This is a genomic window from Bacillus sp. NS1, from assembly GCF_058248265.1.
Map to the genome: position 1 here is coordinate 82,227 of NZ_JBZAZF010000001.1, position 24,278 is coordinate 106,504.

Consider the following 24,278-nt stretch of genomic DNA (forward strand, 5'->3'; position numbering starts at 1 on the left):
CAGCATGAATAGGATGAAAGGCATCAAGATTTTGCTCGTTGACGATGAACCGGCGATATTAGATTTTTTGACAATGGGTCTTGAAAATGAAGGCTTTGAGGTTCAGACAGCGGATGACGGAATGACAGCGATGAACATCGCAAAGACATTTCAGCCGCATGTGGCCATCCTGGATGTGATGATGCCCGGAATGGATGGGCTGGAAGTATCGAAAATGATGAAAAAAACCGGCCATACCGCCGTTATTATGCTCACGGCAAAGGATGAGGTGGGGGTCCGGGTAAAAGCGCTGACAGAGGGCGCTGATGACTATATGATCAAACCGTTCAGCTTTGAAGAGCTGCTGGCGCGTATCTATGCAAGAATTCGGGATCACTTCCCTAACCTGTTCGAAGAAGTCACGCTCGGCCCGTTTCGGATTGATGACCGGCGCAGAGAAATCCGTTATCAGGAAGAAGTGCTGAAGCTTTCGGCAACGGAATACGAGCTGCTGAAATTGTTGGTGCTGAATCATGGCCTTGTGCTCAGTAAAGCAAGGATTCTGGATAAAGTATGGGGCTATGACTTTTACGGGGAAGAAAATATTGTCGAAGTGTACATCCGTTCCTTGCGGGAAAAATTGAATGACAAAAAGCATGAAGTGATCCGCACTGTACGGGGCGCGGGCTATCGGATGGATATTGAATGAAAAAACGATTCAAAACGCTGCGTTTTCAGCTTTTATTCCGCTCGTTATGCATACTCGTTCTTCTATTGGTTTTTGTCGGCGCCATGCAATATGTGTTTGGAAAACGCCTCTTATATGAAAACCGAGCTGTCAGCATTCAGAGTTATATCAACTCGACGGAGCCGACCATATGGAAAAACATTGAAAGATACAAAAGCAATCCCGACAGCCCGGACAAGTCAGATGGTGCTGTCCGTCCCGCCTTTATTTATCCAGGTGTGACAATTGTTTTTATTGATAAAAAAACAAAAGCCAGCACGGTATTGTCGACGGACCCATATGCGGGAGCACCGCCAACATTTAAAAAAAGTGTATATGATGAGGCGTTGAAAGATACGATGGCCTTGCATTACAGAATCACGAAAAATGAAGCAGGCGAGGAAGCGCTGGTTGTGTTTCAGGTTATTAATATTGATGGAAAAGAAGCAGGCGTGATCCAAATGAGCACTTTAACCGCACCGCTGAAGGACGTGCTGCTTCGGCAAATCAGCATTTACTCCACGCTCTCGCTTGTTGCGCTCCTGCTCGGGCTTTTTACATTCTTGCCCGTGGTCCGACATACGCTTAAACCGTTATCACAAATGGTACATATGATGGGGCATATCAATGCGGGAAATTTAAATAAAAGGCTTCCTGTTTATCGAAAACAAATGGAAATCGATGCGCTTGCCATTTCGTTTAATCGCATGCTGGAGCGGATTGAAATGTCATTCAAAGCAGAAAAAGAAGCGAAGGAGCGCATCCGGCAATTTGTATCAGATGCTTCGCATGAGCTGAGAACGCCTTTAACGTCCATACACGGCTTTATCGAAGTGCTGCTGCGGGGCGCCGCGCTTCAGCCGGAGCAGAGAGATAGGGCGCTGAATAGTATGTATGAAGAATCGAAGAGAGCCACCCGGCTGATAGAGGATCTGCTGTTTCTTGCAAAAATCGATCGGGTGCCGAGCTTTGAAATGAAGAAAGGTGATCTCGATTCGCTCATAAGGGAAATGGAGCCGCAGCTCAGTCTGCTTGCGAAGGAAAGAAAACTGCAGCTGCTGCTTGATGATCACGCTGAAACGGTGTATGACAGGGATAAAATGAAACAGGTCATTCTGAATTTGGTTTACAACGCAGTACAGTATACAGATGAGAAAATCGGTGCCATCACCATCTCGCTGCAAAAAGACAATGACGGCGTCATGCTGATGATAGCGGACAACGGCACAGGTATCGCGCCGGAGCATTTGCCGCATTTATTTGACCGGTTTTACAGGGCAGACCCATCCCGCTCCCGAAAATATGGAGGGTCGGGACTGGGGCTTGCCATTACGAAATCGATTATCGACAGCCATAATGGGACGATTGAAGTAAAAAGTGAAATCGGCAGAGGCACCGTTTTTCTGATCAGGCTTCCTGCGCCGGAATAGAGCTGTTACTCGGCAGGCGGGTGAGAAAATTTCTTCAGCCTGTATTGGAGGCTTTGTCTGCTGATGCCAAGTTCCTGAGCAGCTTGTGAGATGTTATGGCCGTGTTTTCTTAACACATTTTCAATCACATATTTTTCGAAGCTCTCCATTTTTTCTTTTAAGTCCGCCGCCGGCTGGTGTCGTGGTGTTTCAGGCTCTGGGATGTCTGCCGGCTTGATTTTCATGCGATATTGATAAGGCAGATGGGATGCCGTAATCGTTTGCTCGTCCGTCATGAAATTCATGGCGCCTTCGATCATATGCTCAAGCTCACGAATATTTCCCGGCCAGTCATAAGATAGGAAAAATTGCTTCACGTCTTCGCTGATATGTTCGACATTCATTTGAAACAGGTGGTTGTTTTTCTGGATGAACTCCGACGCGAGAAGCAAAATGTCTTCTTTTCGTTCTCGAAGCGGCGGGATAATCAGCGTCACAACGCTCAGCCTGTAATACAAGTCCTTCCGCATCCGTTCGCCCGCAATCGCATCAATCGGGTCTTCATTCATCGTGGCAATAATACGCACGTCAATCGGCGTATCCTTAGTCGAACCGATACGCCTGATTTTCCGTTCCTGAAGGGCGCGCAGCAGCTTTGCCTGAAGGCTGAGGTTCAGCGAGTTGATTTCATCTAACAGCAATGTGCCGCCATGGGCTTGTTCAAACAGGCCGGGCTGGTCTACAGCGCCGGTAAACGCACCTTTCTTTGTTCCAAACAAAATGCTTTCCACAAGGCTGTCTGGCAGCGCTGCACAGTTTTGCGAAATAAACGGTCCGCCTGAACGGTCGCTGCCGTTATGGATACTTTGCGCGAACAGCTCCTTTCCCGTGCCGGTTTCGCCTGCGAGAAGGACAGATGACGACGTGCGCGTTGCCCGCTTGGCATTTTCGATGACGTCTTGAATGGCCGGGCTAGTGCCGAGAATGCTGTCAAACGTATAGGTTGTGCTGCCTTTTTTGTTCATATTCTCCCTGATCAGCCGTTCAAGCTTAGTCACATCCTTGGCAATTTCGACTGCGCCCCTGATCTTGCCGTCCTTGACGATGGGATATGTATGATTGATCGTTGTGATTTCCTGGCCTTTATTATTGAAATAGCTCTGTTTGACGTTTTTAATCGTTTTGCCTTCCTGAAGGGCCTGTACAAGTGTGCTGTCCTGCTGCTTTGAAAACATAAACACATCCATCAGGTTTTTATTCAGGACATCATGCTTCTCCATATCTTCAATCTGCATCATTTTATTGTTATAAACGATCGTGTTTCCGTGCTCGTCTACCACGTGCAGGCCAACATCGATTTCATCCAAAATGCTCTGAAAAACCAATGTGAGGAATTCGCTGTCTTTGACCACTGTATGAACCTCCCTCAATTATTTTCTTAATATTGCTTCTATTTTATAAAAGAATGTAGAGGATATGCAAAAGAATTTTGCACTTGCTGAAATTTTTGCTCGAAATATCTGAATGTTTTTGCACCTTGTCCACGAAATTTGTAGAAAACACACGAAATCTTGATTTGGCACAGAACTTGCATTTATATAAAGGGAAAGCAGGATAACATGTTGAAACAGAAAACAAGGGGGAATTCAAATATGCCAGCTTTATCTAAATCCAAAGAAATTATTGATCAGACGTCTCATTATGGAGCCAACAATTACCACCCGCTCCCAATTGTCATTTCTGAAGCGCTGGGTGCTTGGGTAAAGGACCCGGAAGGCAATGAATATATGGATATGCTGAGTGCTTATTCTGCGGTAAACCAGGGTCATAGACACCCGAAAATTATTCAGGCATTGAAGGATCAAGCTGATAAAATCACCCTCACATCACGCGCATTTCACAACGATCAGCTTGGGCCATTTTATGAAAAAACAGCTAAGCTGACAGGCAAAGAGATGATTTTGCCGATGAATACAGGAGCTGAAGCGGTTGAATCTGCGGTGAAAGCGGCGAGACGCTGGGCTTATGAAGTGAAGGGCGTAGCCGACAATCAAGCGGAAATTATCGCATGTGTCGGAAACTTCCACGGCCGGACGATGCTGGCGGTGTCTCTTTCTTCTGAAGAGGAATATAAAAGAGGATTCGGCCCGATGCTTCCGGGAATCAAATTAATTCCATACGGAGATGCGGAAGCGCTTCGTCAGGCCATTACGCCGAATACAGCGGCATTCTTGTTCGAACCGATTCAAGGCGAAGCGGGCATTGTCATTCCGCCTGAAGGGTTTTTGCAGGAAGCAGCGGCGATTTGTAAGGAAGAGAATGTCTTGTTTATTGCGGATGAAATTCAGACGGGACTTGGACGTACAGGCAAGACGTTTGCTTGTGACTGGGACGGCATTGTTCCGGATATGTACATCTTGGGCAAAGCGCTTGGCGGCGGTGTGTTCCCGATCTCCTGCATTGCGGCGGACCGCGAGATCTTAGGCGTGTTTAACCCCGGCTCACACGGCTCCACATTTGGCGGAAACCCGCTTGCCTGTGCAGTGTCTATCGCCTCATTGGAAGTGCTGGAGGATGAAAAGCTGGCGGATCGTTCTCTTGAGCTTGGCGAATACTTTAAAAGCGAGCTTGAGAGCATTGACAACCCTATCATTAAAGAAGTCCGCGGCAGAGGGCTGTTTATTGGTGTGGAATTGACGGAAGCCGCACGCCCTTATTGTGAGCGTTTGAAGGAAGAAGGGCTTCTATGCAAGGAAACGCATGATACAGTGATTCGTTTTGCACCGCCATTAATCATATCCAAAAAGGATTTGGATTGGGCGATAGAAAAAATTAAGCACGTGCTGCAAAACGCATAAATCCGCACCATGGCGGGATATTCACTTCGCTTGTATAAATTTACAACAGAAAAATCAGCACTCCCTATTTGCTCAGCTACAGTATTTTAGTATAATGTATCTTTATGAGAAGAAGTGAATTTTATATTAAATAGATAGAGACTCTTTGGACAGCAAACTGGGATACGCACCATGTAGATGTTCCAGCTTAGATCCAATACAAGTTGCTGAAGGGGTGCAGAATGTGAATACAAACCAAGATAACGGAAATCAGCTCCAGCGGACAATGAAATCACGCCACTTGTTCATGATTTCATTGGGCGGAGTGATCGGAACCGGTTTCTTCCTTGGAACCGGGTTTACCATAAACCAGGCGGGACCGCTCGGCGCGGTTCTGTCCTATTTAGTGGGCGGCTTTATCATGTTTTTGACCATGCTTTGCTTAGGGGAGCTGGCGGTCGCCTTTCCTGTGTCGGGGTCCTTCCAGACCTATGCGACAAAATTTATCAGCCCGGCCTTCGGGTTTGCGTTCGGCTGGCTGTACTGGCTCGGCTGGGCGGTTACATGCGCCATTGAATTTTTATCAGCGGGACAGCTCATGCAGCGCTGGTTTCCGCATGTGGAGGTCTGGATTTGGTGTCTGGTATTTGCAGCACTGATGTTTTTACTAAATGCGATAACCGCGAAAGCCTTTGCAGAATCTGAATTTTGGTTTTCCGGGATTAAAATCTTGATTATCCTTTTATTTATTATTCTCGGCGGAGCTGCCATGTTTGGCCTGATTGACCTGAAAGGCGGAGAGCAGGCGCCGTTTCTGACACATTTTTATGAAGACGGGTTATTTCCGAACGGCATAAAGGCAATGCTGATTACGATGATTACCGTGAACTTTGCGTTTCAGGGAACTGAGCTGATCGGGGTTGCAGCGGGAGAAAGTGAAGACCCTGAAAAAACAATTCCGCGGTCGATCAGACAGACAGTATGGAGAACGCTTGTCTTCTTTGTTCTTTCCATCGTTGTCATTGCCGGCATGATTCCGTGGAAGCAGGCTGGAGTCGTGGAAAGTCCGTTTGTTGTCGTATTTGAGCAAATCGGAATCCCGTATGCAGCTGATATCATGAACTTTGTTATATTGATTGCGCTGTTATCTGTTGCGAACTCAGGTTTATACGCATCGACACGTATCCTGTACGCGATGGCGAATGAAGGACAGGCCTTCAAAGCGCTGGGCAAAACAAATCAACGCGGTGTGCCGATGTACTCGTTAATCGTAACGATGGCTGTTGCCTGCCTGTCACTTCTGACAAAATTTGCGCAGGCTGAAACCGTATATATGGTGCTATTATCATTGGCGGGCATGAGCGCACAGGTCGGCTGGATTACGATTTCGCTTTCCCAAATCATGTTTAGACGCAAATATATCCGTGAAGGCGGCAAGATAGAAGATTTAAAATTCAAAACACCGCTATATCCGGTGCTGCCGATTCTCGGCCTGACGTTAAATACGGTCGTTCTTATCAGCCTTGCATTTGATCCGGAGCAGCGTATTGCGCTGTATTGCGGCATACCATTTATGGTCATTTGCTACATCATTTATCATGTCGTCATTAAAAAACGCCAGCAGGCAAATCGTCAGCTAGAGCTTTAAAAACATTGTCCGCAAGTCATCTTTGTTATAACCCGCATAGGACATTATCTTATATGTTGAGGTGGAATCACAGATGGATAAAACGATTTCGGTTATTGGAATGCCAATGGATTTAGGACAAGCACGACGCGGAGTGGATATGGGCCCGAGTGCCATCCGGTACGCCCATCTGATCGAACGGCTGTCAGACATGGGGTATACGGTTGAAGATCTCGGTGACATTCCGATCAACCGCGAAAAGATCAACAATGACGAGGAACTGAAGAACCTGAATTCAGTTTTGGCAGGAAATGAAAAACTCGCTCAAAAGGTCAACAAAGTCATCGAAGAGAAAAAATTCCCGCTTGTCCTGGGAGGCGACCACAGTATTGCGATCGGTACGCTGGCAGGCACAGCAAAGCATTACGATAATCTCGGCGTCATCTGGTATGACGCGCACGGCGACTTGAATACACTTGAAACATCACCATCAGGCAATATTCACGGCATGCCGCTTGCCGTCAGCCTCGGCATCGGCCACGAGTCACTGGTTAAGCTTGAAGGCTACGCGCCTAAAATCAAACCGGAAAACGTCGTCATCATCGGCGCCCGGTCACTTGATGAAGGGGAGCGCAAGTATATTAAGGAAAGCGGCATGAAGGTGTACACGATGCACGAAATCGACCGTCTCGGCATGACAAAGGTAATTGAAGAAACCCTTGATTATTTATCAGCATGTGACGGCGTCCATCTCAGCCTTGATCTGGACGGACTTGATCCGAACGACGCACCGGGTGTCGGAACCCCTGTCGTCGGCGGCATTAGCTACCGGGAGAGCCATCTGGCTATGGAAATGCTGTATGATGCAGGCATCATCACCTCAGCTGAATTCGTTGAGGTCAACCCGATTCTTGATCATGAAAACAAAACTGGCCAAACAGCAGTGGAGCTCGTAGAATCCCTGCTAGGGAAGAAATTGCTGTAATAAGAAAACCCCCGCACCCGCGGGGGTTTCAGCGTGTCGACAAACCCTTGCATTCGTTGTCAGGCCTGCGCGTTGGTGCTCACGAATTCCAAACATTCGCTGCGCTCCAATGCTCGTCCTTCCTAGACTTCAAGGGTTTTCAATCACGCTGAAAATATGAAAGAATCCTAAAACTACAAACCGTTTTAGGATTCTTTCGTTAAATTGAACCCCCGCATCCCGCGGGGGTTTTTCATTTATCCAATCATTTTCTCAGCGACTTTCATCTCCTGTGAATGGGTTTGATGGTCCGCAATAAACCAACCTGATAAAATCACTGCTGCAACGCCTGCACCAATCAGAAATTTTTTCATTTATATAACCTCCGTTCGTTTGATGAGTTCTTCAATTTGTAATGCCTCATAAAAAAAGTGGGCAGCTTCTTTGTAAAGCTCAAGCTCCCTATACCGTTCGCCAGCCAAAATGGAAAGTTCTCTTACACTGTCATACTCTTTCTCGGACACCAAATCATCCATATGTTGTTTGCATAAGTGAAACGTTTCCGCATGACCTCCTTCTGCATAAATGGCATATAAAATGTCTATTTTTGCCTCACATATTCTATTCGGCTCTGCATTCAATTTTTCCTTCGTCTCTTGGTAATAAGAAAAGGCCTGATCTATCTTTTTGAGCTTAAACAGCTCTCGAATCAGCAAGTAAACAGAATGATAGTAATAGGAGGAGCATGCGTATTCTTCGTTTTGTAAGGCCTCTTTTAATTTGGAGACCGCCTCTTCTGACTTGCCGCTTTGCGCATGAAGAAGTCCGAAGTTATGCAAAAGCTGGGCTTCAAAAAAATGATCCTCTAATTCTCTCGTGATCCGAATCGCTTCGTCCAAATACGTTTCGGCTTCTTCAAACTGTCCCATCTCGGTAAAGTTGCCTGACATGGTGATCAGCGCCGAGGCCAGTTTCTTTTTATAGTCTGTCTCTTCCCTGAACGTTTTGACCGCTTGGCGTGTATGATTGAGAGACACAATATTTTGTCCCAGTTTATAATAGAGCTTACCGACCTTCAGGTGAAATTCGGCTTTTTCAATCGGGTCGGGAATGTTGCCGAGATACTGCTCGGCCTCTTTATACAGTCCAATGGCAATATCGTAATTATTTTTATAGGCCTCATACATGCCTTCAAACAGAAAAAAGTAATATTTCAGCAGGTCTGACGTAGCATTCATATGAGCAGGCTCTTCATGCTGAAAACCCTGTCCTCTCGCCTCATGAAGCAAAACCTTATGGCGCAGTTCCAATAAGGAGAAGTAGGCCAGCACCTCCTGATCCTCTTCCATGTCATCCAATAAAGGCTTTACTTCTTCAAAACAACGGGCGGACTCTTCAACTTCATGTTTCTTGATCGCAAGGTACCAATCGTTGAGCATGTTAGCGATTTCTGCGGGTGCAATTTTATTCATTTGAAACTCCTTTCTCTAGTGACTTATCAATCTCAGTTGCTTATTCTGATAGTAACACCTCTTTCTATTTTATGTAAAATCCTCTAGTCAATATGTTGAAGGAGAGATGATATGACAATCATGCTGACCCCTATGCAGACAGAAGAATTTCGGTCTTATCTTACGTACACAGCAAAGCATTACGCGGAAGAAAAGGTAAAGGCGGGGACATGGCTGCCTGAAGATGCACAGCTTTTGTCTAGGCAGACCTTTTCAAATTTGCTTCCGAAAGGGCTGGAAACACCACATCATCATTTATGGAGCCTTGAGCTAAATGAAAAGGAAATCGTTGGCTGGCTCTGGATACATGCTGAACCGGAGCATCCGCAGCAGGAAGCGTTTATTTACGATTTCGGGTTGTATGAACCGTACCGGGGCAAGGGTTATGCAAAGCAAGCATTAATAACTTTAGAACAGACCGCACGAAGCATGGGAATTCGGAAGCTTTCTCTCCATGTATTTGCCCATAATCAGACGGCGCGGAAGCTATATGAGCGGACCGGATTTCAAGAGACGGACGTGGTGATGAGCAAGAAGCTTTAATAAAAAGGGCTGAAAAAGGCCTTTTTCTGCGGACAGCCTTCTGTAAATGATTTCTAAAAATTCTGTAAATCACCTAGTTACTTTCCTTATTTTCCTAATATAATGTGGGTGAGGAAAACACCTTTCCTACATTCACAAGAAAAGAGGAGATGTAATGAAGTTGAAGAAACGGTTGTCAATGTTTTTGGTAGCGCTTACAATGTGTGGCGGCCTGTTTGTTTCTCCCGCCAAAGCCGTAAAGACCACAAATTATGCTGAAGAAATAGCCGCACTGCAGCCAGGTACAACAGCAGAGGAAATCATGAAGTCCGCCAGCCAGATTGCCAAACAGCAGCACGTAAAGCAAGAAGTCATTCTGAAACAGTTCTATGAGGAAATCACTGCTGATAAAGCAGAAGGCGACAGGCTCGCCAAGGAAAGCGGCATGTCTATCATGGGCGGCTCGTCCGGCACGAAAAAACTCCCGACAAGCGCGAAAGGGAATATCTATTACACCAACTCCTACACAGCCTACTACAATCACGGCCACGTCGGCATGTACTCCGCCGCTGACAAAATTGTTGAATCTGTCCCGAGCGACGGCGTCAGGCAGATCGCTTACAATGCCAGAGACGTGGAAAACAACTCCATCGTGCAAACAGTCAGCGTAACCTCATCTCAAAAAACATCTGCTGCCGACTGGGCGGTATCAAGAGTCGGAGACCCATACTCATTTAACTTCGTCAATAACAGAAATACCGGCCATGACGGTGCCAAAAACTGTTCAAAGCTCCTATGGTCTGCATTTTTGCTTAAAGCAGGCATTGATATAGACGGCAATGGAGGCTTAGGCGTATACCCGCGTGACATCACAAGCTCTTCCTATACAACAACCATCATGACCATTTATTAAGGAGAAGAAATGAAAAAGTGGATGATCACCATTGCCATGCTGATTCTCGCAGGAATCGCACTATTTGTCTTCGTTTCTCCTCTCAAAAGCCATAAAGCCGTGAGTCAGCAGGATCTCCGAGACGCCGATTTTCTGGATGACAAAGAAGTCCTGCTGTATTTCTCAACCTCTGCGGATCAAGATGCATTTGGCGGCGGGAAAAGCTATGCCCTGTTTATCAGCCAAGACAGGTCGCTGTCTTCATTTCAGATGAAGGGCCTTGAGCTGGGTTCCGCCAAGGTTCATGACGACAGTGTGATGCTGGAGGACAAAAACACGATTTTCACGATTAAAAACGGCTTGCACTCCCATAAAAGAGCCTATCAGCATACAGGCGACAGCGCAGGATTTCTGCAAAACACGGACGGCTTTTACACCCTTTACAACTCCGGCTATGACAAAAAGGGAGGCCGATACCGCTCAGAGCTGTACCGCCAGTTAGACGGGGAGTGGAAAAAAGACGTCATCCCCTACTACATCCGAGCCTCAGGTTTTCACGGTGGCGCCATTTATGCACTCGTCCCGACAGCTGACGAAAAAGGCTATCAGCTCCTCCAGATTCAAGCAGATCAGAAAAAGCTCACCTATCACACCATAACGGAATGGCAGTACCGGGAAGGAGCCTCAGTTGAATCCCAGCTTGCTGTAGACGATCAAGCTGTCTATGTCATGATGCGCGGCCAAAAGGCGCGCAATCTTTATCAAATGGTCAAGATCAACAAGAAAAGCGGCAAAGTAGAGCTGTACGATATTGCCGAATACAAAAACGACGAACAAACGATTTACAGCTCCATGCCCTTCAGCTTTAAAAACAGCTTTTTCCCTTATAACGGGTACCTGTATTTCATTGACGGCTTCGGAAAGGTATACAAAATCAATGCCAAGACAGGAAAAACAAGCATCGCCTTCACCCTTTCACCAGAAAAAATGAAAGCCGATTTCAAAGAAATCACCCGAAAAGGCAGCAATCTCTATTTCTTCACATACACGTACAAACAGCCCGCATACATTGAACAATACAGCCTGAAAACCGGGAAGAAAGTGAAGGAAAAAGAGATCAGGAAGGTAAAGGAGATTGTGACGCCGAAGAGTCATTTGAAGCTGTATGATGTTGAGGTGATGAAGGGGTTTTAGGGCAAGGAGGTTAGTATGGGAGCTATCGCCGTTTTATTTATCGTTTTTGGTTTTCCGATCATTGCAGGTGTATTTGGTATAGCGGGTCATTTTTTATTTAAGAGATTTTGGGTGGCGCCGTTGATTGTCCTTATCGCGAGTTTGATATTGTTATTTACGTTAGCTTCCGGTAATAGTTCATTCATGTTTTGGGTTGTGCTCTATACTGCAATTGCGTTAGTAACCAGTGTTGTCACATTATTTCTCAGGAAATGATTATTCAACTGATCGCTGTTTATGAAGAGACTTGTGAAGTCTCTTTTTTCTGTTGAGCAATTTGATCAATGATAGAACGTTGTTCAAAACGATAAATCTCGAGTGGCCTTTTCAAGTAAACAGGTGTTAATTGCTGTAAAATGAATATATAAAATGGATGCAGATAAAGGAGGAAGCATATGCACACCAAACGTGTCATTCTTCTGGCCGTTATCATCAGTCTGATGTCGGCGGCTACTATGTTCCTGTTAAACGGAGGTAAAGCAGATTGGTTTGACATCATCGGAACCATTATCGGCTGCTTTCTTGGCATATTTGTTGTTGTAAGAATACAGAAAAAGCAGGCGTGAAAAAGGGAAAGGGCCATGCCGAACCGAAGTCATGTTCAAGGACCAAGTGTCCAAAAACATGAATGGGAGGAATGGCGTTGACAGGAAACAAAGCGGTTGTGTACAAAGGCAAAGGAACTGTAGCGGTGGAGGATATCGGTTATCCGGAGTTAATCTTGAAGGACGGGCCCGGCGTTCCGAAGGCGAATGTGAATCGAAAATGTGAGCATGGGGTTATTCTCAAAGTCATTACAACTAACATTTGTGGAAGCGACCAGCATATGGTCAGAGGCCGCACAACAGCGCCTGAAGGCTTGGTGCTTGGACATGAAATTACGGGAGAAGTCATTGAAACGGGGCGGGACGTAGAATTTATCAAAAAAGGCGATATCGTATCCGTTCCTTTCAATATTGCCTGCGGACGCTGTGTGATGTGCAAAACGCAGAAAACGCATGTGTGCCTGAATGTCAATCCGGACCGGCCGGGATCGGCTTACGGCTACGTCGATATGGGCGGCTGGGTCGGCGGCCAGTCTGAATACGTCATGGTGCCGTACGCTGACTTTCAGCTTTTGGTGTTCCCTGATAAAGAACAGGCGCTAGAAAAGATTCTCGATTTGACCATGCTGTCCGACATTTTCCCGACTGGCTTCCATGGAGCTTATACAGCGGGCGTGCAAACAGGTTCAACCGTCTATATCGCGGGAGCGGGGCCTGTTGGCTTGGCAGCTGCACACTCCGCCCAGCTCCTCGGTGCTTCGACGGTGATTGTCGGCGATCTGAACGAAGACAGACTGGCACAGGCGAGAAGCTTCGGCTGTGAAACGGTCAACGTGCAAAAACACGACCGTCTCGGCGAGCAAATTGAACAAATACTAGGTGAACCGACCGTTGATGCCGCAGTGGACTGTGTCGGCTTTGAAGCAACTGGACACGGCAGCCAGGGGGAAGCGCCAGCCGCCGTGCTGAACTCGATCATGGACGTCACCCAGGTTGGCGGAAGTCTCGGTATTCCAGGCTTATACGTGACCGAAGATCCCGGTGCAAAGGATGCGGACGCCAAAACAGGCTCTTTAAAAATCCGCTTCGGACTCGGCTGGGCTAAAGCCCACACCTTCGTCACCGGACAAACACCCGCTATGACATACAATCGCAATTTGATGAAAGCGATCCTGAGCGGCAGAGCGCAAATCGCAAAAGCCGTCAACGCCACCGTCATTTCTCTGGACGACGCGCCAAAAGGCTACAGCGACTTCGACAAAGGCGCAGCCAAAAAGTTCGTCATCGACCCGCATGGAATGCTGAAGTAAGAAGAAAAAGCCGGACGTTCTCGGAACGCCGGCTTTATTGCTGATAATCTGTTTCTTCAAAGCGATTTCCTAATTCGTCTTGAACAATTAAATCTCCTTCGATTTTATCCAGTCCAATCAGGATATAAGGGTTTTTCTCATTTGCTTTGGGAGTTGGTTTTCGCTTCACAGTTACAATCGTTTCTTTAGGCGAGAATTTGACGCCTGACACCTCAAGCTTCTTATCCTTCTCTCTGCTTCCAAGAGACACAACAACCATTTTTTTGCCTTCTGAAATGGTGAAGACTTGATAACCTTTTACGTCATTATGCATTTGAAGGTAATTAGAGTATATTTCTAAGTCTGGACTCCCTTCGCCGATTCGATCCTTCTCTAACACCCAATAAGACGGCTGACACCTAGCAAGCAACAGCATGATCACAAAAGCCAAACCCATTTGAGCCGCAAATGCAGACCTCCCCACACATCGTTTACATCCAACCTAACATACGAGCGAAATAGAGTCATCAACAGCTTGTTTGTCGAATTGTGGATAAAACTCAGCCCGAAGCACTACTAACATGTGAATAAATAGGTTATATTGGGAAGAGAATATTTGCAAAAATGCAAGAAACCATCGGAGGATTTGAACATGAAACAAACGTATTATTCCTGTGAAGAACACATCGAAACCGTGCTGGATATGTACATAGACGACCACGAGCTGCCGCCCGAAATCAGAAAAATCGAACATACTAACAGTTTATCCACAGCCTGTGAATTATGTGGAGACCCCGCAGTATATATAGTGGGGAACGAATGATCTTACACAAAATACAGAAAAGATATCCACAATTGTGGACAACATATATGAATAACTTGTTTTTAAAGTGGGGATGACCTGTGAATATCAATATTGTGACAATCGGAAAACTAAAAGAAAAATACCTCAAGCAAGGCATTGAAGAATACACGAAACGACTTTCGGCCTACGCAAAAATCGACATCATCGAACTCCCGGACGAAAAAGCGCCGGAAAACCTAAGCGACCAGGACATGAAAATCATAAAAGACAAAGAAGGCGACCGCATTTTATCCAAAATCAGTCCCGACGCCCACGTCATCGCCCTCGCCATCGAAGGAAAAATGAAAACATCCGAAGAACTAGCCGATACAATAGATAAGCTGGCTACATATGGAAAAAGCAAAGTCACCTTTGTCATCGGCGGATCACTCGGATTGAGTGACGCAGTGATGAAGCGAGCGGATGAAAAGCTGTCGTTCTCGAAAATGACGTTTCCTCATCAGTTGATGCGACTCATACTAGTTGAGCAGATTTATCGGGCTTTTCGGATTAATCGTGGGGAGCCTTATCATAAATAGTGGCGTTTATAATAAAGTTGAGTATAATTTTTATTCTTACTCTTGAAAAGCCATAAGTAAAAAGGTTCTTTTGCTAAAATATGCTAGTAAAATTCTAATAGGGATCAATAAACAGTTTATTGACTATATTTTTAATAAGGTACTGTCTACCTGTGATCAATTGAATTCTTTAGGACTATCTGGACTCGTTTCTTTTAAATCTAAAATACTGTAATTCGGTTTTTGATATTATTAAGAATAAGCCAAGAAGAATTTTCAAAGTACATGATTTTGCTTTGAAAATTGAATCAAAATTATGGAAAGTTGTCTATAACTATATGGTATAGGTTTAACGAAACTAAGGACTCTCAACATAAAATAAAGTTTATTTATTAAACTTTTAACTCTTAATCGAGAAGTGCCCAGTTATGAAACGAATGAAATTGCTTTATCAAGACTAGTAAGGATGAGGATATTATTAATAAATACATTTTATGAAGAAATTATCTAGTATAGAAAGTAAAAAAAGGAAGCGAACAAAATATGTCTAACAAAACTTTTCTGAATCAGTTGCTAAGGTTAGTTGGTTGATTCTTAAAGGGTAAGCATTTCTTTTATCAATGTAGTAAGGTTTTAAAAGTTTTATCTTTATATGAAGTATTGACTTATGTGGTGCAATTTTCCTAATCAGATGGTACAATGATTTTTAAAATGAGTTATTATAATTTTAAAAGAAAAGAGTGTTGACTAATTTGTCTAGATTAAATATATTGAAAAACCTTGATTTTGGTGAAAGTGTTGCTGAGGAAGATAATAGATTAGCATCCTATTTTGTAGAAACAGACACATGGAATAGGTTGATTAATGGAGAAATAGATATAATTTATGGGGCAAAAGGTTCGGGTAAAAGTGCTTTATATAAACATCTTATACATAATAAGGATTATTTAGAAGAAAGGAATATAACATTACTTGCAGCCGAAAATATTTCCGGAACAGCAGTATTTAAGACAGTATTAAGTTCAGATCAGTTATCTGAAAATTCATATAAACAAATATGGTTCCTTTATATTATTTCAATCATAGGAAAATACATTAATGAGTACGGTGAAGAAACTGTCCAATCTAAAGAATTTATTTCTAGATTACAGATGGAGGGACTCTTGGATGGAAAAAACTTAAGACGTATGCTTAGTAACGTTAAAGATTATGTGATAAATTTCTTTCGTCGAGTTGAATCTTTAGAAGGCGGACTACAATTGGATTCAACTACTTTAATGCCGGGATTTACTGGTAAGGTTTCGTTAAGTGAACCATCATTAGAGCAAAAAAATCTTGGGTTTATATCTGTTTATGACTTATTAGATATGGCAGAAGAAGCATTGGAAAGTTTAGATATTGAGACTTGGATTATTTTTGATCGTTTAGATGTTTCTTTTTCTGAAAATCCTTCGATTGAAAAGGTAGCAATTCGAACTTTATTCCAAGTTTATAATGATTTCAAAACATATGATAAAATAAATCTTAAAATTTTTATTCGTGATGATATTTGGAAGAGAATAACTGTTGGTGGATTCAGAGAAGCTAGTCATATTACAAAAGTAGTTACAATTTACTGGAACGAATTAAATTTAAGACACTTAATAATTAATCGTATTTTAGAAAATGAGATACTAGTTAACCAATGGTCTTTAAGTAAAAGGTCTATTCTATCTGATACCGAGGAACAAGAAAATTTATATTATAAAGTATTCCCAGAACAAGTAGATTCTGGTCAAAGAAAACCAAACACTTTTAATTGGATGTTAAGTAGAGTTAAAGACGGTTTAGGAATTATTGCTCCCCGAGAATTGATACAATTAATAAATGAGGCTAAAAAAATTCAAATAAAAGAGTTAGAAATAGGAAGTTCTTCCGATGATGTTTCTGAAGAATTAATTGGACGTAAATCAATTAAAGAAGGATTAGAGGAGGTCTCCAAGAAAAGGTTAGAACAAACAATTTATGCAGAATATTATCATTTGAAGGAATATATCGAACTATTAGAAGGACAAAAAGCAGAGCAAACTATGGAAAGCTTATCTACAATATTTAAATGTGAAGATGGAGATATTAAAAAAATAGTAGACGATTTAGTGAATATAGGTATTTTTGAAAAAAGATTTAATACTTATTGGACACCATTTATTTATAGGCCTGCTTTGAAATTAGTTCAAGGTAGAGAAGAGTGATAAAGGAGGTTCGATTTAATTTCGAACCTCCTTTATCAAATTACTATCAATGAAATTATAAGAACAACATTAATACTTTGCTGTACTAGATGAGGAATCGAAAAAAGAGCCCAGAGAGTAGTCATCTCCGAACCCCACACCCCTCACTTCATATACCGATACTCCCGCAAACTCTCCAAAATCGCAACTTCCTGCAACAATTCCTCACCCACATTCGTTTCCTTCACTTTCTTCCGCTCAAGCTCTTTGTCCACTAATCGCTTCACTGTTAAGACGTCGGTTCCAGTGCTCAGGACTTCTGCCTTGGAGTTGAAGTGTTTATGGGCGACGAGCTGCATGCCGTAGGAGTTGTATAGCAGCGTGTAGCCGGCGATGCCTGTTGTGGATTGGTATGCTTTGGAAAAGCCGCCGTCGATGACGATCATTTTTCCGTTTGCTTTGATTGGGTCTTCTCCTTCGATTTCTTTTACTGGTGTATGGCCGTTGATGATATGGCCGTGATCTGGATTAAGGCCGAATTCTGCCAGGATGTTTCGGCAGGTTGCCTCGTCTTCGCGTAAATAGTAATACGGGTTTTTCTTCTCTTTATGTGTTTCCTTTTCCTTGATGAAATACCGCTCAAAGGTCGTCATGGCGCGTTTTCCGAAGAGGGAGGAGTACTCGCCTGTCCATAAATACCAGGCCATATCAGTCGCCAGGTCATCTGTTTCTTCCGGATGGGCAAACGCTTCCCGTAAGAACCGTTCAAATACATCGAGCAGCTCACGGCCCGCATACGGTTTATCTTCAATCATCATCGTTTCCATATTGCCATTTTCATCGACTGGAATACAGCCGTGAATTAACAGGTTGCCGTTATATTTTAAATAAAGGCTGCCTTTTTTCATCATAAAATTCATATGGCGGCCCAGCTTTTCGGAATGCTGGACAGAGAATAGCAGCTTGTCTATGACTTCTGCTTCTTCTTCTAATAGCTGATCTGGCTGTTCAGGATTAACGGTCGCAAAGCAGGTGTTTTCCAGCTGATATGTTTTTCCGTTTAGCGTGATTTCGTTTTTGTCATAATCTATTTTCTCTAATAACAGCCGTTCCTCCATATTAAAGTTCGGCCGTCTCTTGATAATCGGGCTCTCAAGCTTGAATTGGATCATCGCAATGGCTTGATGGATTTTTGTGATTTGCTTAATCTCTTCTTCCGGTCTGTTTTCGTCTGCTTTTGGGCGAAACGCTGGATTATCGTCATAATATTTTTCGGCTAGGTTCAGCAGCGGTCTCAGGTTGATGCCGTAGACGTCTTCAATAATGTCCAGATTGTCATAGCGGGCACAGATACGGATAATATTGGCCAGGCATACTTTGGAACCGGAATAGGCGCCGATCCAAAGGACATCGTGATTTCCCCATTGAATATCGACAGAATGATAGTTGATCAGTTCTTCCATAATCCTATCCGGCTGCGGGCCGCGGTCGTAAATATCGCCGACAACATGCAGATGGTCGACCACCAGCCGCTGAACGCTGTAAGCAAGGCCGGTGATCAGCTTATCGGCTTGGCCAAGTTCAATGATCTGTTCAATGATTTCAGAGTAATATTGCTCCTTGTTGCCAGCTTGTTCTGTTTTGTATAACAGCTCCTCCGTAATATAAGCAAACTGGGCAGGCAGTGCTTTGCGCAGTTTGGAGCGGGTATACTTGGAGGAGCAATAAGAAACAAGCTTAATCATTCGATTTATCGTTTCTTTATACCACTCGTTTAATGCTGGTTTTGCATCAAAGTCATGTTTGATTAACTTCAGTTTGTCTTCCGGATAATAGACCAATGCCGCTAATTCATCGATTTCTCTATCGTAAATGACACCGCTGAAAATATCGCGTATCTTCTCTTTGACTCGTCCTGAACCATTACGCAGCACGTGCTGGAATGCCTGATACTCCCCGTGCAGATCACTGACAAAATGCTCGGTGCCTTTTGGCAGGTTCAATATCGCTTTCAAATTGATGATTTCTGTTACCACTTTTTCTTCACAATCGTATTTTTGTGCGAGTAGATCTAGGTACTTGCTTTCCAAAACCGTCCATCCCCTTTTTAGAATAAACCCCTATTTATGAGCATGTGCATGATAAGGTGAATTTAAAAGTATGACATTATTTTTCATCATTAGACCTTTATATGATAGTAACGCATAACTCCTTTTAGAGACAATTGAAACGAGTGAAAGAGGTGCCCGGATGAGCGAGGATAAAAGAAAAGGCAGGATAGCAACAGCTAAAAAAGATCTTCCATCATTATCCATTGAGGATGGTTTGGGCTTAGGTTTGTTTGCGCTATCATTACTTGCTTAACTAAGAAGGAGCAGTTCCCTTGGTTTCTCTCTACATGTTCATTACGAGGCTTTAAATCAAACTATGGCCTTTAATTAAAAATAGCTAGAGGGTCTAGAAGACATAGTCTTTATATACCAAGAATAGCAACATTTTTCAGATTTTTAGGTCCAATATATTGACATATATTGAACTATATAGAATAATTGGTTTATATTAGAAGAGAAGGAGGGATAAAATATGAAAAAGGAAAACACTAACAATGAGACTGTGAAAAACTTAGAATTTAAGGGTCTATTAGATGAATCACAAAAGTTAGCAAAAGTGAATGACCTTTGGTATTTTGTAAAATCTCAAGAAAACCGTTGGATTCTTGGAAGTGGTCATTAATTAGAAGGGTATAAAAGGAGAGTCTAACTCTCCTTTACCATTTTTTGGGGGATTAATCATGTATGATAAAACAGTATCAGTTAATTTAGATTCAAAGTGTAATGCGCAATGTGACCATTGTTGTTTTTCTAGCTCGCCAACTTCTACGGTGAAGATGGAAAAGGATTACATAAGAAAGTTAGTAACTGAATTCGCAGAAAATAAAACCATTCAAGTGATTTCTTTTACTGGTGGAGAAGTTTTTTTGGATTATAAATTTTTAAAAGAATTAATGGAAATTATTAAACCATACGAAAAACAAATAACATTGATCTCTAATGGATTTTGGGGCATAAGCAAGAAAAAGGTTCAAGAATACTTTCAAGATATGAATTCTTTAAATGTGGTAGCACTGACTATAAGTTACGATGAGTACCATGCTCCATTTGTTAAACCGTCTAGTATTAAAAGAATTTTTGAACATAGCAGGAAATACCGGGGTAGTATAGATCTTTCTCTTAATATGGCAGTTACTAAAGACAAAATGTCTAACCACATTTTAGAGGAATTAGGGGATTCAATCCTAGGGGTAAAGATAACAAAATTTCCAATGATATCAGTTGGTGCTGCTAAAACTAGAATTAAGGAAGATAACATACATAAATTTTACAGTCTTGAAGATGAAGATTCCTTACATTGTCCCGGATATGACATTGTATATCATCATGATGGAGAGATTTACCCATGCTGTTCCCCTGCTATTTTTGAAACGAAAATAACTTTAAGAGAAGAATATAACCAAAGTTTTGAAAGAACAGTAGAAAAGTTAAATTCCAATTTGCTATTATTTATTCTTAGAAAAGAAGGGTTCAAATGGTTTTTGGATATTTTAAAAGAAAATAATAAGATAGGGGAATTTGATATTCCTTATGAATTTTCTTCTATTTGTGGTGTTTGTGGTTCTTTATTCAACTCGGCAGAAAAAATAAACTATTTTTATCCTTATATGGAAAAATACTATTATGAAAATTTTAAAGTATGAAGATGAAGAATACGAAGTGATTGTGCAAAATAATGTATTTATAAAAGACAAGAAAAGTGGAGAATACTATAAAAATAGCTTACATTCTCTGACTGATGAACAATTATTACGTTTTAAAATGTATAAAGAGAAAGTATCACCAAAGTTTTTTTACCTGTTCTTATCTTTTACGGCTTTGATGTTCATATTAAATTATATTCATTTAATAAAACTGCAGAATGAATTATCTTCTGTTTTCTTTGAATGGAAAATGTGGATAATTATAGTTATTTACTTTATAATGAACATAGTGCTTCATGAGTTGGGACACGTCTATTCTTTAAAATTTTTTGGGAAAAACTTTGATAAAGTAGGATTCAAACTGAATTTTTATGTATTCCCAGCTTTTTATGTCCAATTGAATGAAACCTATATGCTATCAAGAAATGAAAAGATAATCGTTCACTTATTCGGCTTGTTTATCAATTATTTTATAATCAACACTTTAGAAATAATAAATCAATTTACAATTTCAAGTGAACCTTTAACGATGGCATTTATGCTCTTCTCGTCTACTTTATTGTGGAACCTGGTGCCAATATTGAATTCTGATGGTTACAAAATTCTTTTAGCTTTTCTTAGCTTGGATGAATTTAGCCGTTTTAAGACAAATCATTGGTTAGTTCTTGTTATTCAAATTATAGGGGTTGGCCTTGCGGTAAATTCAGTTGTACATTGGATATTATATATTGTAAACTAGAGTAAAATATCTCCAAATTAACCATCTAAAAACATTTCTTGCGGTTCCGAATCGGAAACGAAAGAGGTACCTCAAAAGCGAAAACATTAGTAACCAGAGCACATTCAAAAACCTTTTTTATTATGCAAATATTTTTAGGAGTATGTATATGAATATAGCGAATTACACTTTAAAAGTGAAAGGCAAAACGTTACTTCAGGACACTGACTTGCATTTTTCGTGTGGGAGAATCAACCACGTTGTCGGAAAAAATGGAGTCGGTAAATCACAGCTTGCTAAAGATTTTTTATTAAATAATAGCAAACGAATCGGCAGAGATATTCGACAAAATGTTTCTTTAATATCTAGCTCGTCGAACATACCAAATGATGTTTCTAAGGACTTTTTATTACACTTTTTGAGTGAAAAATTTGATTCAGAAATGATAAATAAGATTGGGCATTTACTTAACCTGGATAATATAGATGGGAAAGTTCTGATCAAAAATTTAAGTGATGGACAAAAGCAAAAGTTAAAATTGCTTAGTTTCTTATTAGAGGATAAAAATATTATTGTGTTAGACGAAATAACGAATTCATTAGACAAAAAAACGGTTATAGAGATCCATGGCTTCCTAAAAAAGTATATCCAGGAGAACCCAGATAAGATTATCATTAATATTACACATGATTTGTCTGATTTAAAGGCGATAGAAGGGGATTATTATATATTTAATCACCAAGAAATTCAACAATATCATTCAGTGGATAAATTAATTGATGTGTATATAAATGAGTAATAAAACAGTGGGGGCTTAAGATGAAATTAGAGTTTAAAAAGAGTATTAGCAACAAAGTTTTCATTATTTTAGGATCTATGTTTGTATTTTTATTTTTACTGGGATACTTTTTACTTGTTGGAATCGATAAAGTCAGCAATGTTACACCTGAGATGTTTTTCTTTAGCTCCTATACCGTTGCGACTCAGTTTGGTTTGATGTTATTTTCATTTGTAATAGCTTTCTTTATTAATAGAGAGTATTCAAACAAAAATATTCTCTTTTACAAATTAATCGGAGAGAACATCTATACTTTCTTTTATAAAAAGATAGCTGTTTTATTTTTGGAGTGTTTTGTGTTTATTGCGCTAGGCCTGCTCATCATATCGATGATGTACCATGATTTTTCGCATTTCACGTTATTGTTATTTTTATTTTCTGCAGTTATACTGCAGTATATTTTAATTATTGGAACTATTAGCATGCTATGTCCTAATATATTAATTAGTATAGGTGTCAGTATCGTTTATTGGATTACTTCTGTTATTTTAGTAGCTATAAGCAATAAAACGTTTGGTTTTATCGCTCCTTTTGAGGCAGGTAACACTATGTATCCCCGAATAGAAAGAGTGCTGCAATCTGATAACATGGCACTTGGGAATAATGATGTTTTATTTATTATTTTATATTTAGTTTCAATTATTATCATAAATGCGATTATACTTCGCTTTTCTAAAACTAGATGGATCAAAATGGGCATATGATGAAGGAAGCTACTTCTTGTCGAAGTAGCTTTTTATGTGCACCTATTTATCTTTAAACTGCAAGATAATCCATGTGACCGGCTGATTTTTTAAGAGAAGGGTGTCTTTCTGATTGCATCAATTGGAATTTTCCCAATCTATTGTTTTTTTTCTTTCACCATCTTTATCAATAGAAAGAAGATAATGAATACAATAAAGTAGTTCATTGGATTCTTAAAGATGCTCATCTCCAGTGAAATCTGTAAGAGTATCCAGAGCATGAAGATGGCTAGAATTGCAGGAATAATGATTTTGTATATGTCGACACCTTCCGTAGCGAAGCAGCCCTACAACAGAAAACTATTAGCCTGCACCACAAACTGCGACTGCTCATAATTATAGGAAATCTTCGAGTAATCAAACGGTACCCCATTCGTCAGGTGAAAAATACTCTCTATATACAGCTTCGGCTGTCCAGCCTCCAACTCCAAATACTCCGCTTCCTCCTCATTAAGCTGGCCCACGTGAAGAAACAAATCAGAAAAACCAATCTTCAATCCCAGTCCTTCCCGGATGTAATGGAAGATGGAGTGGGAGACGATTTCGTTGTTTAAATACGTCACGATGGATTTGTTGTAATAGGATTCTTCGTAGCATAGGGTTTGGCCGTTGATGTAGCGGACCCTTTTAACAAAGTAGATGTCCTCGTCAATTCCAATGTTCAGGTTTTCTGCCGCTTCCGGTGTCGGCTTTCTCACATCCAGTTCAATGACTCTTGAGGTGACGTTGAAATCCTCAAGATCTTTTTTAAATCCCTGATTCGACAGGAGGCTGATATAGCCTTTTCGTTTATGCTTTCTGACGAAGATGCCGCTTCCTCTGAGCTGAAAGATCGCGCCTTTTTGCTCTAATAGATCCAGGGACTTTGTGATTGTGCTTTTGCTGACTTCAAACTGGGCCATGAGGGTTTCTAGCACTGGCAGTTTGTCTCCCTGTTTGAGCTGGTGTTCTTCTATATATGTTTCAATTTCCGCTGCGATTTGCTGGTACTTTAACATACGCATTCCTCATTTATTCGTTTAGTTTCACTTGTCAAAATTATAGCATAAACCGCTTACAATAATAGTTAGTGTACAAATATTTTGTTTGAGTATTGATAAATTATACCGGTACAATTA

At 41.6% G+C, this 24,278-nt stretch carries 25 protein-coding genes and 1 pseudogene; 19 read left to right on the top strand and 7 right to left on the bottom strand.

Features of this window, described 5'->3' with window-relative positions; all coding sequences use genetic code 11:
- Positions 1 to 4 precede the first annotated feature (4 nt).
- Together AC4CV5_RS00465 and AC4CV5_RS00470 are read left to right on the top strand one after the other, a co-directional pair.
- Complete coding sequence (locus AC4CV5_RS00465) at positions 5 to 688, top strand: response regulator transcription factor (protein ID WP_222142412.1); 684 nt, start codon at positions 5 to 7, stop codon at positions 686 to 688.
- Positions 685 to 2,136: a sensor histidine kinase gene (locus AC4CV5_RS00470; RefSeq protein WP_490921892.1), complete on the top strand. Its 1,452-nt coding sequence runs from the start codon at positions 685 to 687 to the stop codon at positions 2,134 to 2,136. Before AC4CV5_RS00465 ends, AC4CV5_RS00470 begins: the two co-directional genes overlap by 4 nt.
- A 5-nt stretch (positions 2,137 to 2,141) precedes the next feature.
- Here the strand turns inward: AC4CV5_RS00470 and rocR are convergent, their stop codons facing one another.
- Positions 2,142 to 3,527, bottom strand: a complete 1,386-nt coding sequence (rocR, locus tag AC4CV5_RS00475; RefSeq protein WP_222142410.1) for an arginine utilization regulatory protein RocR — start codon at positions 3,525 to 3,527, stop codon at positions 2,142 to 2,144.
- 240 nt (positions 3,528 to 3,767) lie between these two features.
- On the opposite strand from rocR, the gene rocD reads away from it, so the two are divergent.
- The 3 genes from rocD to rocF all read left to right on the top strand — a co-directional run bounded on the left by rocD (position 3,768) and on the right by rocF (position 7,564).
- Positions 3,768 to 4,973 carry an ornithine aminotransferase gene (gene rocD / locus AC4CV5_RS00480; protein WP_061187132.1) on the top strand — a complete coding sequence of 402 codons (1,206 nt, stop codon included), beginning with the start codon at positions 3,768 to 3,770 and terminating at the stop codon, positions 4,971 to 4,973.
- A gap of 223 nt (positions 4,974 to 5,196) precedes the next feature.
- Positions 5,197 to 6,600, top strand: coding sequence for an amino acid permease (locus AC4CV5_RS00485; RefSeq protein WP_166846275.1), 1,404 nt, complete (start codon positions 5,197 to 5,199; stop codon positions 6,598 to 6,600).
- Between the two features lie 73 nt (positions 6,601 to 6,673).
- Entirely contained in the window at positions 6,674 to 7,564 is an 891-nt protein-coding gene (gene rocF, locus AC4CV5_RS00490) for an arginase (RefSeq protein WP_166846278.1), read from the top strand.
- A 236-nt stretch (positions 7,565 to 7,800) separates the two neighbouring features.
- On the opposite strand, the gene AC4CV5_RS00495 is transcribed toward rocF, so the two are convergent.
- Positions 7,801 to 7,917, bottom strand: coding sequence for a Phr family secreted Rap phosphatase inhibitor (locus tag AC4CV5_RS00495; RefSeq protein ID WP_003219133.1), 117 nt, complete (start codon positions 7,915 to 7,917; stop codon positions 7,801 to 7,803).
- Positions 7,918 to 9,015, bottom strand: a complete 1,098-nt coding sequence (rapG, locus tag AC4CV5_RS00500) for a response regulator aspartate phosphatase RapG (RefSeq protein WP_490921897.1) — start codon at positions 9,013 to 9,015, stop codon at positions 7,918 to 7,920.
- Positions 9,016 to 9,126: 111 nt separating this feature from the next.
- Here rapG and AC4CV5_RS00505 point away from each other — a divergent pair, with 111 nt between their 5' ends.
- From AC4CV5_RS00505 to fdhA, 6 genes are all read left to right on the top strand, one after another.
- The gene (locus AC4CV5_RS00505) at positions 9,127 to 9,597 is read left to right on the top strand and encodes a GNAT family N-acetyltransferase (protein WP_222142406.1); all 471 of its coding nucleotides are present in this window, start codon (positions 9,127 to 9,129) and stop codon (positions 9,595 to 9,597) included.
- A gap of 154 nt (positions 9,598 to 9,751) precedes the next feature.
- Entirely contained in the window at positions 9,752 to 10,489 is a 738-nt protein-coding gene (locus AC4CV5_RS00510) for a YiiX/YebB-like N1pC/P60 family cysteine hydrolase (protein ID WP_326222417.1), read from the top strand.
- A 9-nt stretch (positions 10,490 to 10,498) separates the two neighbouring features.
- Positions 10,499 to 11,662: a YycP family beta-propeller protein gene (locus tag AC4CV5_RS00515; RefSeq protein WP_490921900.1), complete on the top strand. Its 1,164-nt coding sequence runs from the start codon at positions 10,499 to 10,501 to the stop codon at positions 11,660 to 11,662.
- A 15-nt stretch (positions 11,663 to 11,677) separates the two neighbouring features.
- Positions 11,678 to 11,917 (top strand): DUF2651 family protein, encoded by a 240-nt coding sequence (locus AC4CV5_RS00520; RefSeq protein WP_044429983.1) that lies wholly within the window; start codon positions 11,678 to 11,680, stop codon positions 11,915 to 11,917.
- Between the two features lie 179 nt (positions 11,918 to 12,096).
- Positions 12,097 to 12,267, top strand: coding sequence for a hypothetical protein (locus tag AC4CV5_RS00525; RefSeq protein WP_373922734.1), 171 nt, complete (start codon positions 12,097 to 12,099; stop codon positions 12,265 to 12,267).
- Positions 12,268 to 12,329: 62 nt separating this feature from the next.
- Positions 12,330 to 13,556 carry a formaldehyde dehydrogenase, glutathione-independent gene (gene fdhA / locus AC4CV5_RS00530; RefSeq protein WP_373922735.1) on the top strand — a complete coding sequence of 409 codons (1,227 nt, stop codon included), beginning with the start codon at positions 12,330 to 12,332 and terminating at the stop codon, positions 13,554 to 13,556.
- A 34-nt stretch (positions 13,557 to 13,590) separates the two neighbouring features.
- Here the strand turns inward: fdhA and AC4CV5_RS00535 are convergent.
- Positions 13,591 to 14,003 (bottom strand): annotated as a pseudogene (locus tag AC4CV5_RS00535) (hypothetical protein).
- A 184-nt stretch (positions 14,004 to 14,187) separates the two neighbouring features.
- On the opposite strand from AC4CV5_RS00535, the gene AC4CV5_RS00540 reads away from it, so the two are divergent.
- The 3 genes from AC4CV5_RS00540 (at position 14,188) to AC4CV5_RS00550 (ending at position 17,128) form a co-directional block, all read left to right on the top strand.
- The gene (locus AC4CV5_RS00540) at positions 14,188 to 14,358 is read left to right on the top strand and encodes a CxxH/CxxC protein (RefSeq protein ID WP_003236479.1); all 171 of its coding nucleotides are present in this window, start codon (positions 14,188 to 14,190) and stop codon (positions 14,356 to 14,358) included.
- Positions 14,359 to 14,438: 80 nt separating this feature from the next.
- Positions 14,439 to 14,918: a 23S rRNA (pseudouridine(1915)-N(3))-methyltransferase RlmH gene (gene rlmH / locus AC4CV5_RS00545; RefSeq protein ID WP_003226975.1), complete on the top strand. Its 480-nt coding sequence runs from the start codon at positions 14,439 to 14,441 to the stop codon at positions 14,916 to 14,918.
- A gap of 731 nt (positions 14,919 to 15,649) precedes the next feature.
- The gene (locus tag AC4CV5_RS00550; protein ID WP_490921904.1) at positions 15,650 to 17,128 is read left to right on the top strand and encodes a P-loop ATPase, Sll1717 family; all 1,479 of its coding nucleotides are present in this window, start codon (positions 15,650 to 15,652) and stop codon (positions 17,126 to 17,128) included.
- A gap of 143 nt (positions 17,129 to 17,271) precedes the next feature.
- On the opposite strand, the gene fbp is transcribed toward AC4CV5_RS00550, so the two are convergent.
- On the bottom strand, positions 17,272 to 19,197 hold the full coding sequence (fbp, locus tag AC4CV5_RS00555) for a fructose-1,6-bisphosphatase (RefSeq protein WP_490921906.1): 1,926 nt from the start codon (positions 19,195 to 19,197) through the stop codon (positions 17,272 to 17,274).
- Between the two features lie 493 nt (positions 19,198 to 19,690).
- Here fbp and AC4CV5_RS00560 point away from each other — a divergent pair, with 493 nt between their 5' ends.
- The 5 genes from AC4CV5_RS00560 to yydJ all read left to right on the top strand — a co-directional run bounded on the left by AC4CV5_RS00560 (position 19,691) and on the right by yydJ (position 23,121).
- Positions 19,691 to 19,840, top strand: coding sequence for an epipeptide YydF family RiPP (locus AC4CV5_RS00560; RefSeq protein WP_041906136.1), 150 nt, complete (start codon positions 19,691 to 19,693; stop codon positions 19,838 to 19,840).
- A gap of 58 nt (positions 19,841 to 19,898) precedes the next feature.
- Positions 19,899 to 20,861, top strand: a complete 963-nt coding sequence (locus tag AC4CV5_RS00565) for a YydG family radical SAM peptide epimerase (protein WP_166846318.1) — start codon at positions 19,899 to 19,901, stop codon at positions 20,859 to 20,861.
- A complete protein-coding gene (gene liaK, locus AC4CV5_RS00570) occupies positions 20,842 to 21,600 on the top strand; it encodes a zinc metalloprotease LiaK (RefSeq protein ID WP_166846321.1) in 759 nt (252 codons plus the stop codon). The genes AC4CV5_RS00565 and liaK overlap by 20 nt, the downstream gene beginning before the upstream one ends.
- Positions 21,601 to 21,748: 148 nt before the next feature.
- Positions 21,749 to 22,378 carry a YydI family epipeptide exporter ATP-binding subunit gene (gene yydI, locus AC4CV5_RS00575; RefSeq protein WP_166846323.1) on the top strand — a complete coding sequence of 210 codons (630 nt, stop codon included), beginning with the start codon at positions 21,749 to 21,751 and terminating at the stop codon, positions 22,376 to 22,378.
- 20 nt (positions 22,379 to 22,398) lie between these two features.
- Positions 22,399 to 23,121, top strand: a complete 723-nt coding sequence (gene yydJ, locus AC4CV5_RS00580) for a YydJ family epipeptide exporter permease subunit (RefSeq protein WP_490921910.1) — start codon at positions 22,399 to 22,401, stop codon at positions 23,119 to 23,121.
- Between the two features lie 137 nt (positions 23,122 to 23,258).
- Here the strand turns inward: yydJ and AC4CV5_RS00585 are convergent, their stop codons facing one another.
- Together AC4CV5_RS00585 and AC4CV5_RS00590 are read right to left on the bottom strand one after the other, a co-directional pair.
- Positions 23,259 to 23,420, bottom strand: a complete 162-nt coding sequence (locus tag AC4CV5_RS00585; protein WP_490922195.1) for a hypothetical protein — start codon at positions 23,418 to 23,420, stop codon at positions 23,259 to 23,261.
- A 27-nt stretch (positions 23,421 to 23,447) separates the two neighbouring features.
- Positions 23,448 to 24,158 carry a GntR family transcriptional regulator gene (locus AC4CV5_RS00590; protein WP_326222410.1) on the bottom strand — a complete coding sequence of 237 codons (711 nt, stop codon included), beginning with the start codon at positions 24,156 to 24,158 and terminating at the stop codon, positions 23,448 to 23,450.
- Positions 24,159 to 24,278 lie beyond the last annotated feature (120 nt).